The 13145-nt window shown below is 66.9% G+C and carries 11 protein-coding genes; 7 read left to right on the forward strand and 4 right to left on the reverse strand.

Annotated features, from left to right (window positions below):
* Positions 1–6: 6 nt before the first annotated feature.
* Positions 7–1737: a PAS domain S-box protein gene (locus CLU85_RS21985; RefSeq protein WP_100412133.1), complete on the reverse strand. Its 1731-nt coding sequence runs from the start codon at positions 1735–1737 to the stop codon at positions 7–9.
* 171 nt (positions 1738–1908) lie between these two features.
* Between CLU85_RS21985 and CLU85_RS21990 the strand changes: the two genes are divergently transcribed.
* Both CLU85_RS21990 and CLU85_RS21995 read left to right on the forward strand, forming a co-directional pair.
* Positions 1909–2547: an MBL fold metallo-hydrolase gene (locus tag CLU85_RS21990; RefSeq protein WP_100412134.1), complete on the forward strand. Its 639-nt coding sequence runs from the start codon at positions 1909–1911 to the stop codon at positions 2545–2547.
* Between the two features lie 295 nt (positions 2548–2842).
* Entirely contained in the window at positions 2843–3907 is a 1065-nt protein-coding gene (locus CLU85_RS21995; RefSeq protein ID WP_100412135.1) for a GGDEF domain-containing protein, read from the forward strand.
* 136 nt (positions 3908–4043) lie between these two features.
* On the opposite strand, the gene CLU85_RS22000 is transcribed toward CLU85_RS21995, so the two are convergent.
* Positions 4044–4895: a M48 family metallopeptidase gene (locus CLU85_RS22000; protein ID WP_100412136.1), complete on the reverse strand. Its 852-nt coding sequence runs from the start codon at positions 4893–4895 to the stop codon at positions 4044–4046.
* A gap of 128 nt (positions 4896–5023) precedes the next feature.
* On the opposite strand from CLU85_RS22000, the gene CLU85_RS22005 reads away from it, so the two are divergent.
* The 3 genes from CLU85_RS22005 (at position 5024) to CLU85_RS22015 (ending at position 8578) form a co-directional block, all read left to right on the forward strand.
* Positions 5024–6406, forward strand: a complete 1383-nt coding sequence (locus CLU85_RS22005; protein WP_198509229.1) for an MFS transporter — start codon at positions 5024–5026, stop codon at positions 6404–6406.
* Positions 6407–6553: 147 nt separating this feature from the next.
* Positions 6554–7276: a response regulator gene (locus CLU85_RS22010; protein WP_100412138.1), complete on the forward strand. Its 723-nt coding sequence runs from the start codon at positions 6554–6556 to the stop codon at positions 7274–7276.
* Positions 7277–7303: 27 nt separating this feature from the next.
* Positions 7304–8578, forward strand: a complete 1275-nt coding sequence (locus tag CLU85_RS22015; RefSeq protein ID WP_100412139.1) for a HAMP domain-containing sensor histidine kinase — start codon at positions 7304–7306, stop codon at positions 8576–8578.
* A gap of 141 nt (positions 8579–8719) precedes the next feature.
* Here the strand turns inward: CLU85_RS22015 and CLU85_RS22020 are convergent, their stop codons facing one another.
* Positions 8720–9976: a YbfB/YjiJ family MFS transporter gene (locus CLU85_RS22020; RefSeq protein WP_100412140.1), complete on the reverse strand. Its 1257-nt coding sequence runs from the start codon at positions 9974–9976 to the stop codon at positions 8720–8722.
* Between the two features lie 71 nt (positions 9977–10047).
* Here CLU85_RS22020 and CLU85_RS22025 point away from each other — a divergent pair, with 71 nt between their 5' ends.
* Both CLU85_RS22025 and CLU85_RS22030 read left to right on the forward strand, forming a co-directional pair.
* Positions 10048–10932: a LysR family transcriptional regulator gene (locus CLU85_RS22025; protein WP_100412700.1), complete on the forward strand. Its 885-nt coding sequence runs from the start codon at positions 10048–10050 to the stop codon at positions 10930–10932.
* Between the two features lie 37 nt (positions 10933–10969).
* Positions 10970–12079, forward strand: a complete 1110-nt coding sequence (locus CLU85_RS22030; RefSeq protein WP_100412141.1) for a nitronate monooxygenase family protein — start codon at positions 10970–10972, stop codon at positions 12077–12079.
* Positions 12080–12168: 89 nt separating this feature from the next.
* On the opposite strand, the gene CLU85_RS22035 is transcribed toward CLU85_RS22030, so the two are convergent.
* A complete protein-coding gene (locus tag CLU85_RS22035; RefSeq protein ID WP_100412142.1) occupies positions 12169–13143 on the reverse strand; it encodes a glycosyltransferase in 975 nt (324 codons plus the stop codon).
* Positions 13144–13145: the final 2 nt, after the last annotated feature.

The raw sequence follows: 13145 nt of genomic DNA on the forward strand, positions 1-13145 counted from the left end.
AAAGGCTCAATCCGTCTGGCGCGGGCTGCCACGGCCCTGCAAGTCCTCCAGCAGCCGGGCCACATCCTGCGTCGAATGCTCCTGCTCTTCGGTCGCAACGCGAATCTCGCTGATGGAGCGCGTGGTGGCTTCGACCGCGCCCAGAATGCGCGAGAACGCCGCGTCCACCTCCTCGGACAGGCGGCTGCCCTCGGCAACGCGGCTGACGGTCTGATGGATCAGCTTGGCAATCTCGCGCGCGGCCAGCGACGATTTCTCGGCCAGCTTGCGCACTTCGTCCGCCACCACGGAAAACCCCACGCCCTGCTCCCCGGCGCGCGCCGCCTCGATGGCTGCATTGAAGGCCAGCAGATGGGTCTGGCTGGAAATTTCGCTGATCGTGTCCACGATTTCGTGGATGTCCGAGGATGAACGCTCGATGGCGATGATCGCGTCGCGCGAACGGCGCACCAGCTGGCTGCCGTCCCCGGCCTCGCGCTGCGTCTGCTCGGCCAGTTCGGTGGAGCGGCCTGCACTGCGCGCCAGCCGCTTGATCGCATCACTCATCGAGTGCAGCACGGCGGTGATGTCTTGCACCTTCTGCGCCACCGCACGCTCACGCTGCACCTGTGCGGTGATGTCGATCGCGTACTTGACCACCTTGTAGGGTCGGCCATCCACATCGAGGATGGGGTTGTAGGTGGCCTGAATCCAGACCTCTGCACCATGCTTGCCGATGCGACGGTAGCGCGCGCTCTGGAACTTGCCCTCGCCCAGATCCGCCCAGAAGTCCCGGTACGTCTGGCTTTGCACCAGACCGGGCTCGCAGAACATGCTGTGGTGCTGGCCGCGAATTTCCGCCAGGGTGTAGCCCATGGTGCGCAGAAAGTTCGGGTTGGCCGTCTGCACGTTGCCTGCCATGTCGAACTCGGTGACCGCCTGCGACAGGCTGATCGCATCGATCTTGCCCTTGGTCTCGGCGGCCGACGTCATGTCGTGCGTGATATCGACAGCAAACTTGACCACCTTGTACGGCTTGCCGGTGACGTCCAGGATGGGGTTGTACGAGGCCTGCAGCCAGATCTCTTTGCCGGCTTTTGAAACGCGGCGAAAGCGTCCCGCCGTGAATTCTCCGCGGCCTAAACGCTCCCACAGGCTCGCATACTCGCTGGATGCAGCGAACTCGGGCTGACAGAACATGCGATGGTGCTTGCCCACAACCTCGTCCCGCCCATAGCCGAAGGTGTCCAGAAAATTCGTGTTGGCGTCCAGAATCCGGCCCGTCAGGTCGAACTCGATCACGGCCTGCACCCGGTGGATCGCTGCAATCTTGCCCTCAAAGTCCGCCTGCTGCGCGCGCTGCGCGGTGATGTCGGTGGCCAGCTTGACCACGCCCACTGTGCGGCCCTCGGCGTCACGCACAGGGTTGTACGAGGCCTGCAGCCAGACCGGCTTGCCCGCCTTGGTGACGCGCAAGAACACATCCTCGCGCACTTGCCCGGCACGCAGCCCCTCCCACAATGCCCGGTATGCCTCGCTGCCCGTCACCTCGGGCGGACAGAACATGCGGTGGTGCTGGCCCAGCACCTCGTTGGCGCTGTAACCCATCAGGTCCAGAAACAGGCTGTTGGCCCGCAGCACCCGGCCCTCTGGATCGAACTCGATCACAGCCTGCACATGCTCAAGCGCTGCCAACAGTGCCGCCGTGCGCGCAGCCTCCTGAGCGGGGGACGGAGGGGTTTCGATCGGAGTATTCATGGTGAGATGTCGGTGTGAAGCAAAGCGCCCGTTGCTGATCGACCGGGGGCATTCAGGGGGAAGACGCTCTTTGCGCAGCTGCAGCGCACTTCATGCGCCCGACTGCATTTGCAACCAGATGAAACGGCGCGCCGAGTATGGCTTAATTTTGCTTTTCTGGCATTACCAACCATGCTCCGCTACCTCACCATCCCGGTTACCGCGTTCCTGCAAAACTGCTCCCTCATCTGGTGTGACGCCACCCACAAAGCCGCCGTGATCGACCCCGGCGGCGATCTGGATGTGCTGCTGGCAGAAATCCAGCGCCTCTCCCTCACGCTCGACCAGATCTGGCTCACCCACGCCCACATCGACCATGCAGGTGGCACGGGCGAGCTGGCACAGCGCCTGTCGCTGCCCATCATCGGGCCACATCCCGGCGACCAGTTCTGGATCGACGGCCTGCCGCAGCAAAGCGCCATGTTCGGGTTTCCGCCCGCGCAGCACTTCACGCCCACCCGCTGGCTGCACGATGGCGACACGGTACAGATCGGCAACGAGACCCTGAACGTGCGCCACTGCCCCGGCCACACGCCCGGCCATGTGGTGTTCCATGCGCCGCAGATCGACCGGGCGTTTGTGGGCGATGTGCTGTTTGCGGGCAGCATCGGCCGCACGGACTTCCCCCAGGGCAACCACCAGGAACTCATCGACAGCATCACCGGGCGCCTGTGGCCCATGGGGGATGCCACGGTATTCATTCCGGGGCATGGCCCAGAGAGCACGTTTGGCAGGGAGCGCCAAAGCAATCCCTATGTGGGTGGGACCTGAACCCCCGCCGCCACAGACAGCGCCACCCGCACAGAACCTCGCGCCATGGTCATAATTTGATAGCAGCTTGCGATGGATGGATGAGCGCCAGACGCCTATTTGACCTGTTTATCACGGCCACTCGCAGCAGCGCCAACACCCACACGCGCTTGGTGGCTGGGCCGATATACGCGGCAAAAGCGGCCTGTTCGACGGACTACCCATAGAACGCACGCTTACGATGTATCTCTTTGTAAGCAGTCTGTGACCCCTTTTGTGGCACAGACGCCTTCTGCCATTTGCGTCCCCTCGTTACATGAATCCCCACTTCAAGTCGCGCCCTCCCCTCGCACCGCAGCGCGGCTCCAGCCTTGCTGGTAAGGCCTACTGGGCCATGGTGCAGAGGGTGGCGCTGACAGCTGCGGCCATCGACGTGGGGTACATCCTGCTGTTTATGTGGCTGGGCTCCCTGCCCCTGGCGGCCGTCAATGTTGTCAGCATTGCCATGTACCTGGGCGCCTACCGGCTCCTCCAGAAGCGCCACAACATGGCCGCCCTGGCTCTGATCTGGCTGGAGGTGGTCGGGCACTCGGCGCTGGGATCGTTGCTGATTGGCTGGGACAGCGGCTTTCACTACTACCTGCTGATGTTCATTCCCGCCATCGTGATCGCCAACACGCGCGGATACGCCGCACCCATGGTGCTGGCGCTGCTGGCGTATTACCTGGGATTGCAGGCACTGAGCAGCCACCTGGGCCCACTCGATCCCCTGCCCGCCCGCAGCGTGAAGATCGTGAACTGGGTGCACATCTGCCTGGTGTTCGCCATGTCGGCCGCACTGGCCGGTTTCTACCGGCGCACCATCCTGATTGCCGAAAGCCGCCTGCGCAAGCAGGCCACGCAAGACCCACTCACCGGCCTGGCCAACCGCAGCCACTTTGAAGCCCTGGCCGCCCATGCGCTGGCGCGCAGCCAGCGCGATGGCGCTGCAGTCACGCTGCTCCTGTGTGATGTGGACCTGTTCAAGCGCGTCAATGACCAATATGGCCACGCGGTGGGCGACGACGTGCTGGTGGCCATGGCCAAGGTGCTGACCGCCAACCTGCGCGAGGGCGATGTGCTGGCGCGCTGGGGTGGCGAGGAGTTTTTGGCGCTGATGCCTGCCAGCCCGCTGGACGCGGCCTGCGCGGCCGCTGAGCGCATCCGCATCGCCGTCGAACAAGCGCCGCTGGACGTGGGCCAGGCGCCCATCCCACTGACCATGTCGTTTGGTGTGGCCCAGGTGCACAGCCCCGACGACCTGCAAGCAGCGATTGCGCGTGCCGACAAGGCGCTCTACCAGAGCAAACATGCAGGCCGCAACCGGGTGAGCGTGGCATGACACCGGGTGGCAGCGCCACCCTCAAGATTGAGCCCAATGAGCCGCTAGCGCTTATCCTTAAAGCGCGAGCAGCTATTAAAACAGTAGCCTTGAGGCCACATCCTCCTGACCGCGTGCCACGCCCCCCCGCGACCTGTCAGCCGTTGCGCCGTGCGGCCTCGTACAGCCCCTGCACCTTGGGCAGGTTCAGCTCCAGCTCCTTGATGCGCGCGGGCCCCGAGGGGTGGGTGGACAGGAAGGCCAGTCCGCCCTGCTTGCTGCCGCTGGCATTGCCCATCTTCTGCCACAGACTGACCGCCGCCTGGGGCTGATAACCCGCGCGTGCGGCCAACTCCAGCCCCACCAGATCGGCATCGCTTTCGTCCGAGCGGCTGAACTGCAGCGTGAGCAATTGCCCGCCCAGGCTGGCGGCCGCGTTGCCCAGGTCGCCCAAACCCAGCAGCTGCGAGCCCAGGCGCAGCGCCAGGTTGGTGCCCTGTGTTTTGGCGATGCGCTCGCGCGCGTGTTCACGCAGGGCGTGGGCCATTTCGTGGCCCATGATCATCGCGGCCTCGTCGTCGGTGAGCTTGAGCTGGTCGAGGATGCCGGTATAGAACGCGATCTTGCCGCCAGGCATGCAAAAGGCGTTGATCTGCTGGCTACCGATGAGGTTGACCTCCCAGCGCCACTGCCTGGCGCGGTCGTTCCAGGGCGCGGCATAAGGGATCAGCCGTTTGGCGATGGCGTGCAGGCGCTGCAGCTGTGGGTGGTTGTCGGGCGCCAGCGCGCGCTTGGCTTTGGCCTGCTGCAGCATCTGCTGGTACTGCTGGGCGGCCGAATTCTCCAGGGTCTCGGCGGGCACCAGCTTGCGCAGGCTGGACGACGTGCCCACATCCACCTGCGCCAGCACGGGCGCAGCAGCACTGGCCCCCGCCGCCAGCAGGAACGCACGGCGCGCAGACCAAGGGGACGAGGGCGCCACAGAGGGAGCGGGGCAGAAAAGGCACATACAGGCAATCCCTGAAGGAATAATAAGCGGCGCTGGTGCACAACGCACCCGGGACTGTCGTCCAGATGGAGGCTGGCAGGCCGGGCTACAAGGGTGTCGGCGATGATAGACAAAACCCCCGAACCCCCATGTCAGACACCTCCACCTCATCCACCCCCACCCTCGCTGCCGACAAGCCTGCGCGCACCCCCTGGCTGCAGACGCTGCGCGTCTACCTGGAGCCCGCGAGCCTGCGCATGCTCACGCTGGGCTTCTCGGCCGGGCTGCCGCTGCTGCTGGTGCTGGGCACGCTGAGCTTTCGCCTGCGCGAAGCGGGCATCGACCGCAGCACCATCGGCTACCTGAGCTGGGTGGGCCTGGCCTACGGCTTCAAGTGGGTGTGGGCGCCGCTGGTGGACCGCCTGCCCATCCCGCTGCTCACGCGGTTGCTGGGCCGGCGACGCAGTTGGCTGCTGCTATCGCAGGCCATAGTCGTGGCAGGGCTCATCGGTATGGCGCTGGCCGATCCGCGCCAGACGCTGGGGCCCATTGTGTGGTGCGCGCTGGCGGTGGCCTTTGGCTCGGCCACGCAGGACATTGCGCTCGACGCGTTTCGCATCGAGTCGGCCGATGCCAACCACCAGGCCGCGCTGGCGGCGTCGTACCAAACGGGCTATCGCCTGGCGATGATCTGGGCCGGGGCGGGGGTTTTGTGGATTGCAGCCCGGTCCGAGGTGGCACCCGCTGTCGGCCAGGCCATCGTTCAGGGCGCGGCCGCGTACCAGAACAGCGCGTGGCAGGCGGCCTACCTGGCCATGGCCGCGTCGATGGCGGTGGGCGTGGTCACCGTGCTGTTCTCGCGCGAGCCAGCGCCGGTGCACCTGCCACCGGCCAAGAACGCCGCCGAGTGGATTCACAGCGCCATGGTGGAACCGTTTGCGGACTTTTTGCGCCGCTACGGCTGGCACGCGGCGCTGATCCTGGCGCTGATCGCCGTGTACCGCATCAGCGATGTGGTGATGGGCATCATGGCCAACCCGTTTTATGTGGACATGGGCTTTACCAAAGACGAGGTAGCAGCCGTGACCAAAATTTACGGCGTGATCATGACGCTGGCAGGCGCCTTTGTGGGCGGCGTGTTGTCGATGCGTTTTGGCGTGATGCGCATCCTGATGCTGGGCGCCATCCTGAGCGCGGCCAGCAACCTGCTGTTCGCCTGGCTGGCAGGCCACGGGCATGACGTGACCGCGCTGATCGCCGTGGTGTCGGCCGACAACCTGGCCAGCGGCATTGCGTCGGCCGCATTCATCGCCTACCTGTCGAGCCTGACCAACGTGAGCTACTCGGCCACGCAATACGCACTGTTCAGCTCGATGATGTTGCTGCTGCCAAAGTTTGTGGCGGGCTTCTCGGGCGACTACGTGGACGCGTTCGGCTATGCGCAGTTCTTCACGGCCACGGCGATGCTGGGGGTACCGGTGCTGGTGCTGGTGGCACTGGCATCGAAGGTAAAAATAGGTTCTAGCGCTTGAATATCAAGCACATATTGCTATTTAATTGATAGTAGCACTCCAACGACACCCCCTGCGATTTACCGCAACTTTACGGAGGCTTCAACACGGAGAGACGCCTGCGCGGGAGCATGAGGTTCTGTTCAAGCCTGCCACTACACTGCCCCCATGAGCTCCCAACTGCTGATGATCGAAGACGACGCCCGCCTCGCACAGATGGTGGGCGAGTACCTGGGCCAGTCGGGGCTGCAGGTCACGCACCGCGCAGACGGCAAAAGTGGCCTGGCGCAGTTGCAGGGGCCTGATGCCGGGCCTTTGCCCGACCTTGTGATCCTGGACCTGATGCTGCCCGACATGGATGGACTGGAAGTGTGCCGCCGCATCCGCTCGCTGCAGGGCAATGCCGCCCAGGTGCCGGTGCTCATGCTCACGGCCAAGGGCGACCCGATGGACCGCATCATCGGCCTGGAGCTGGGCGCTGACGACTACCTGCCCAAACCCTTTGAACCGCGCGAGCTGCTGGCCCGCATCCGTGCCATCCTGCGCCGACGCACCGACGGCGGCAGTGCGTCGGCGGCGACCCAGGTGCTGCGTTTTGGCACGTTGGAGATCGACCGCGACGCGCGCACCGTGACCGTGGCGGGCGATCTGGCAGACCTCACGTCCTACCAGTTCGACCTACTCGTAGCGCTGGCCGAGCGCGCAGGCCGGGTGCTCACGCGCGACCAGATCATGGAAGCCGTGCGCGGCCGCGAACTGGAGGCGTTTGACCGCTCCATCGATGTGCACATGGGCCGCATCCGCGCGGCCATTGAGGTGGACGCCAAGAACCCCCGCCGCATCCTCACGGTGCGCGGCGTCGGCTACGTTTTTGCCAAACAGCAAGACTGACCGGCAGCCCGCCCTGCCGCGTTACGCATGTCTTTGACCAACCCCTTTTCCCGCCGCCTGTACCTGCGCATCTGGCTGGCCGTCGTCGGTGGCATGGCCGTGCTCACGCTCACTGTGGGCTGGGCCTGGCGCATGGCCGAGGAGCAGAAGGCCCAGAACAACCAGCCTTTTGTACCGCCCTCGCGTGAGATGACCCTGCGCGACCCTGCGGGCAACCTGTTGCTGCGGGGCCCCGCCATGCGCCAGCCCACGGAGCCCGGCGAAGGTGCCGAGTTCCGCATTGAGTCCGAAAGCGGGCAGACCTTCATCCTGCAGATGGCCCCCCGCCAGCCCCATGGCGAGCGGGGTGGCGGCCGACCCGGCGGTGGGGGACCGAACCAGAGCGATGCCGCCTTCTGGACCCGGCCTCCCTTTGGTTTTCTGTGGTTGCTGGGCATCGTCAGCCTTGCGGTGGCCGTGGGGGTGTACCCCATCATCCGGCGCCTGACGCTGCGGCTCGAAGCACTGCAGCGCAGCGTGCAGAAGTTTGGCGAGGGTGACCTGTCGGTGCGCGTGCCCGAACAGGGCCAGGACGAGGTGGCCGACCTGGCCCGCCAGTTCAACGCGGCCGCCGGGCGCGTGGAAACACTTGTGAAATCGCACAAGTCGCTGCTCGCCAACGCCTCCCACGAACTGCGCTCGCCGCTCACGCGCATCCGCATGGGGCTGGAGCTGATGGGCGGACAGCAGCCCTCTCCCGCGTTCCGCGAGGAGATCCTGCGCAACATCGCCGAGCTGGACCAGCTGGTGGACGAAATTCTGCTCGCCAGCCGCCTGGATGCCCGCGAGGCCGATGTCGGCACGGTGGAGCTGGTGGACCTGATCGGCCTGGCCGCCGAGGAGTGCGCCCGTGTGGACGCCGATCTGGACGTGAGCGCCAGCCCCGACTCGCTGGAAGTGCGCGGCGTGGCCAAGCTGCTTCGCCGGGCCATCCGCAACCTGCTGGAAAACGCGCGCCGCTACAGCACGGGCGAGATCACGGTGGTGGTGCACCGCCGCCAGGGTCGTGCCGAGGTGTATGTCTGCGACCATGGCCCCGGCGTACCCCCCGGCCAGCGTGAACGCATCTTCGAGCCCTTCTACCGCCTGCCGGGCGCCAGCGAACGCGCGGGTGGCGTGGGCCTGGGGCTGTCGCTGGTGCGTTCGATCGCCGGGCGCCACCAGGGCACCGCGCACTGCCAAGACCGCCCCGACGGCGACAGTGGCGCCTGTTTTGTACTGACCTTGCCGCTGGCCCCTTCCCCTGCAGCCACAGGCTCCTAGGGCCCCTGCGCACGCGACGTTGCCCAGGGTTTAACCGCCGTCCGGGGTCCTCGACACTGGCACGGCTAAGGCCGGGGCCGCCCCGCAGCAAGGGTGCCGTCGCCCTTGGAGGGACGGCACCGAAGGCGACCCAGGGGAGGCTTACCTCATCAACGGCCAACGCCAGGCCATCACCGCATACAGCGCGGCACCCACCCCCAGCGCCGCAGCCGCCACGGCCAACCCGTAGACAAAGCCCTGGCCCTGCGTCGCCGCGTGGTGCAGCATCCACGCCACCATGGGCGGGCCCACGATCTGCCCGATGCCATAGGCCGCCGTGAGCAGCCCGGGGAAGCTGTCCCCCGCCGCAGGCCACACCCGTCGCGCCTCCTGCAGCGCGTAGAACGTGATCGCCGTGAACGGCAGGCCCAGCAACAAGCTGCCGAGTGCAAAACCCAGAGGCCCCGGCCACACCAGGCTGAGCGCGATCGCCCCAGCCTGCAAGGCATAGGCCGCCATGAGCAGCCAGCGCCGGTCCCAGGCGGCCGGTGTGCGCGTGGTCAGCGCAGCCCCCAGGGCCACGCCGGCGCCAAACAGCGGCCAGAACAGGTCCGGCCACGGCGACCCGGCGGGCAACGCCGCGCGCGCAATCACCGGCAAAAAGGTGGCCGTGACGATGTAGCCCAGCCCCGCCAATCCGTACGCCAGCACAAGCCCCGCGCGCGCCAGGGGCCCCTGACCCCGCAGCACCCGGCCCGAGGCGTGTGCACCGGCCGCCGCCGCAGGCAACGCCACGCCCTGCAGCACCGGCCAGATGGCAGCACACAGCCCCACGCTCAACAGGCCAAACACGGCCCAACCGGCCGCCGCAGGCCATTGCAAGGCCACCATGGCACTGGCCGACAGACCCGTGAGCACGATGCCCAGCCCCGGCCCACAAAAGATCAGCCCGCCCAGCGCGGGCTGGCCCAGCGCCACCAGGCGCACCATGCACCACACCGAGACGTTCAGGAACACCAGTGCGCTCGCCACGCCCGCAGCAAAACGCAGCGCTGGCCAGGTGGCTGGCAACGGCAGCGCCATGCCCAGCGTGAGCAACACCGTGGCCCCCAGCCCCCAGCGCGCCAGGCGCGCCGCGTGCCACCTCTGCCGGGCCTGCGGGGCCACCCACGGCAACGCCATGCAGGCCAGCGCACCCACGAGGTAACCCAGGTAGTTGGCCGTGGCCAGCCAGCTGCCACCGGCCAGCGTGATCACGCCGTCGTGCAGCATCATCGGCAGCAACGGCGTGAACGCAAACCGCCCAATGCCCATGGCCGCTGCCAGCGCCGCCATGCCCGCGAGTGCCACGGCCAGGGGCTGGTTGGACAGGGCCGCGACCGACGGGGCGCAAGCATGTGGGGCGGTCTGCGGGTCCATGGTGGCACTTTCGATTTATGATTCTGTTTTGAGATTTATTTTTTATAAATCATCTCACAAAGAGAATGTTCATGGACTTAGCCGCACTGGAAATCTTCCGCACCGTTGCCCAGGAGGGCAGCGTGACCCGCGCTGCCGAACGCCTGGGCCGCGTGCAGTCGAACGTGACCACGCGTGTGCAGCAACTCGAAGAGCAGCTGGGTGCCACCCTGTTTCTGCGCGAGGGCAAGCGCATGGTGCTCACGCCCGCGGGTGAGTCGCTGCGCGGCTATGCCGACCGCCTGCTGGCGCTGGCCGAAGAGGCCCGCCAGTCGGTGCACCCTGGCCAGCCCGGCGGGCGCCTGCGCCTGGGTGCCATGGAAAGCACCGCCGCCGCGCGCCTGCCGCAGCCATTGGCGCAACTGCACGCGCAGTGGCCGGGGCTGGTGCTGGAGCTGAGCACGGCGCCCTCACGCCAATTGGTCGAACAGGTGTTGTCCCACAGCATCGACTGCGCCCTGGTGGCCTGGCCGCCACCCGGCATCGATGCCCACGCACCGGTGGAGCGTACCGCCGTGTTTGCAGAAAACCTGCTGCTGGCCCTGCCCGCCGACCACCCCCCCGTGCGCACCCCCCAAGACCTGCAGCCGGACACGCTGGCCGCGTTCGGCAACGGCTGCACCTACCGCCGCATGGGTGAGGCCTTCATGCAGCAAAAGAGCGGCCGACCACCGCAGGTGCTGGAGTTGGCCTCGTACCACGCCATCCTGGCCTGCGTGGCTGCAGGGCGCTGCGCGGGCGTGGTGCCGCAGGCCGTCATCGACCTGATGCGCGAGCCCCCGGCCCTGCGCCTGGTGCCGCTGACGGACTGCGACACGGTGCTGGTGCGCCGACGCGGCTACCAGTCGCCCGCGCTGGAGGCCTTGCTGACCGCACTGCAGACCAGCGCCCCCCGCGCGTCCCGATCCATTGCCTGAGCCCATTACCCGAGCCCATTGCCTAACGGAGTTCTCCATGCCGACACCTTTCACAAGCCGCCTTGGCCTTGCGCTGCCCATCCTCCAGGGCCCCATGACGGGGTCTGACACGCCCACACTGGCGGCAGCCGTGTCCCAGGCCGGTGGCCTGGGCATGCTGGGCTGCGGCATGCGCTCGCCCGCTGCCATGGCCGAGGTGGCCGCCGAGGTGCGCCGCCGCACCGACCAGCCCTTTGGCATGAACCTGTTTGTGCAGGCCACACCAGCCCCCGACGAGGCCACGGTGCAGGCTGCGCTGCAGCGCATGGCGCCGTTCTACGCTGAATTCGGACTGGTGCCCGAACGGCCCGCGCAGTGGTGCGAGGACTTTGCGGCGCAGTTTGAGGCCCTCGTGGCTGCACGCCCGGCAGTGGCCAGCTTTACCTTTGGCATCCTCTCTGCGGCGCAGGTAGCGCGGCTGCAAGGAGCGGGCAGCTATGTAGTGGGCACCGCCACCACCGTGGCAGAAGCCCGCGCCTGGGCCGCCGTGGGCGCAGACGCGGTCTGCGCCTCGGGCATGGAAGCAGGCGGGCACCGGGGCACTTTTTTGTCGCCCGGCCACGACGCGCCACCGCTGGGCGGACCATCGGTGGACGACTTCGAGGCCAGCATGGTGGGCACGCTGACACTGGTGCGGCAATGCGTGGACACGCTGTCGATCCCCGTGATCGCTGCGGGCGGCATCATGGACGGGCGCGGCATTGCAGGCGCGCTGGCCCTGGGCGCCCAGGCGGTGCAGATGGGTACGGCCTTTCTGACCTGCCCCGAGTCGGGCATCGGCCCGGCCTACCGCCAAGCGCTGACCGAGGCCGGGGCCACCGACACCCGCACCACCCGCATCTTCTCGGGCCGACCGGCGCGCGGCATCGTCAACGCCATGATGGACCGCCTGCGGGCCGATGAGCGCACCGTTCCACCCTACCCCGTACAGAACGCCCTCACAGGCGCCCTGCGACGTGCGGCGGCACAGGCGGGCCGCGCGGATCATTTGTCTCTGTGGGCCGGCCAAGGCGTGGCCCAGGTGCGCCCCTTGCCCGCCACCGAACTCATGGCGGTGCTGGAGCGGGAGTGGCGCGCTGCAACGGCAGCGCCTGCCACCCGGCAATAACTACACTTTTAATAGCTGTCAGCGCTTATCCACCAAGCGCTAGCAGCCATTTTCTTGAAAATTTACGTGCCCCCCTCCGGCACGTCAGCTCAAGCGGACCAGGGCAACTCGCGGGCCGGGCCCTGGATGACAGGGGCCTGCGCATTGAGGGTTTCACCCGCCAGCACACGCTCGTACATGCGCAGATAGTTGCGGGCCATGCGCTCGGCGCCAAAGTGCTCTACGACATGCGCATGGCAGGCGCGGGGGTCAAAGTGATTGCTCCGCACGGCCTCGGCCAACACGTGGGCCTCTGTGGACAACACGCCGCAGTGCACGGGCACCAACTCGGGCAGCGCGCCATAGGGCGTGGAGAACACCGGGCAACCAAAGTACAGGCTCTCGATCACGGCCAGACCAAAGGGCTCATGCCAGCGCACCGGAAAAATCAGCCCCCGGGAGGCATTGAGCAGGCCCGTCTTCTGCGTGCCCCCCACCATGCCGTGGAAGTGAATCTTGCGCGACAGCGTCCAGCGAAAGCCGCGCTTGAAGTTGATGCGGTTGCCGCCCAGCACGTCCAGCTCCACCCCGGCCAACTTGGCCACGCGGATGGCGCCGCGCACGTTCTTCACCCCCCAGGCCGCCTTGCCCAGGAAGTGGTAGTGCGAGCGTGGGCGGTCAAAGTCCACGGGGCCATAACCGGCCCAATCCAGCCCGTTGTAGACAAACTCGGTGGAGCCATAACGCGCCGCGTGGTCGCGCGACAGGAACACCGTGTTGCGCGGCAGCGGCTTGGGCTTGCGGGCGTTGCCGTGCTCGGTCACCAGGTAGGGCTTGGCCAGCTCGGTACGCGGGTTGAACTGGAAATGCGTGATGTCCACATCGGCCGGGATCTGGCCCTCCCAGGGCTCCTCGGGCCGGATAGGCAACACCTGGCCGAAATCGCAGGTCGAGCCCTCGGGCACCAGGTAGCTCACGCGGTGGCCCTGCTGCACCAGCGTCTTGCCCAGGTCCCAGATCACACGTTCAGTACCGCCGTAACCGTAGACGGGGATGGGGGAGTTGTTGACCAGCAGGATGTGCATGG

It is taken from the genome of Acidovorax sp. 69, from assembly GCF_002797445.1.
In the GTDB taxonomy this organism is placed as follows: domain Bacteria; phylum Pseudomonadota; class Gammaproteobacteria; order Burkholderiales; family Burkholderiaceae_C; genus Acidovorax.

Excerpts from the sequence above, each read along its gene's own strand:
- CLU85_RS21985 (WP_100412133.1), bottom strand. The coding sequence starts at position 1,737 with ATGAATACTCCGATCGAAACCCCTCCGTCCCCCGCTCAGGAGGCTGCG.
- CLU85_RS21990 (WP_100412134.1), top strand. The coding sequence starts at position 1,909 with ATGCTCCGCTACCTCACCATCCCGGTTACCGCGTTCCTGCAAAACTGC.
- CLU85_RS21995 (WP_100412135.1), top strand. The coding sequence starts at position 2,843 with ATGAATCCCCACTTCAAGTCGCGCCCTCCCCTCGCACCGCAGCGCGGC.
- CLU85_RS22000 (WP_100412136.1), bottom strand. The coding sequence starts at position 4,895 with ATGTGCCTTTTCTGCCCCGCTCCCTCTGTGGCGCCCTCGTCCCCTTGG.
- CLU85_RS22005 (WP_198509229.1), top strand. The coding sequence starts at position 5,024 with ATGTCAGACACCTCCACCTCATCCACCCCCACCCTCGCTGCCGACAAG.
- CLU85_RS22010 (WP_100412138.1), top strand. The coding sequence starts at position 6,554 with ATGAGCTCCCAACTGCTGATGATCGAAGACGACGCCCGCCTCGCACAG.
- CLU85_RS22015 (WP_100412139.1), top strand. The coding sequence starts at position 7,304 with ATGTCTTTGACCAACCCCTTTTCCCGCCGCCTGTACCTGCGCATCTGG.
- CLU85_RS22020 (WP_100412140.1), bottom strand. The coding sequence starts at position 9,976 with ATGGACCCGCAGACCGCCCCACATGCTTGCGCCCCGTCGGTCGCGGCC.
- CLU85_RS22025 (WP_100412700.1), top strand. The coding sequence starts at position 10,048 with ATGGACTTAGCCGCACTGGAAATCTTCCGCACCGTTGCCCAGGAGGGC.
- CLU85_RS22030 (WP_100412141.1), top strand. The coding sequence starts at position 10,970 with ATGCCGACACCTTTCACAAGCCGCCTTGGCCTTGCGCTGCCCATCCTC.
- CLU85_RS22035 (WP_100412142.1), bottom strand. The coding sequence starts at position 13,143 with ATGCACATCCTGCTGGTCAACAACTCCCCCATCCCCGTCTACGGTTAC.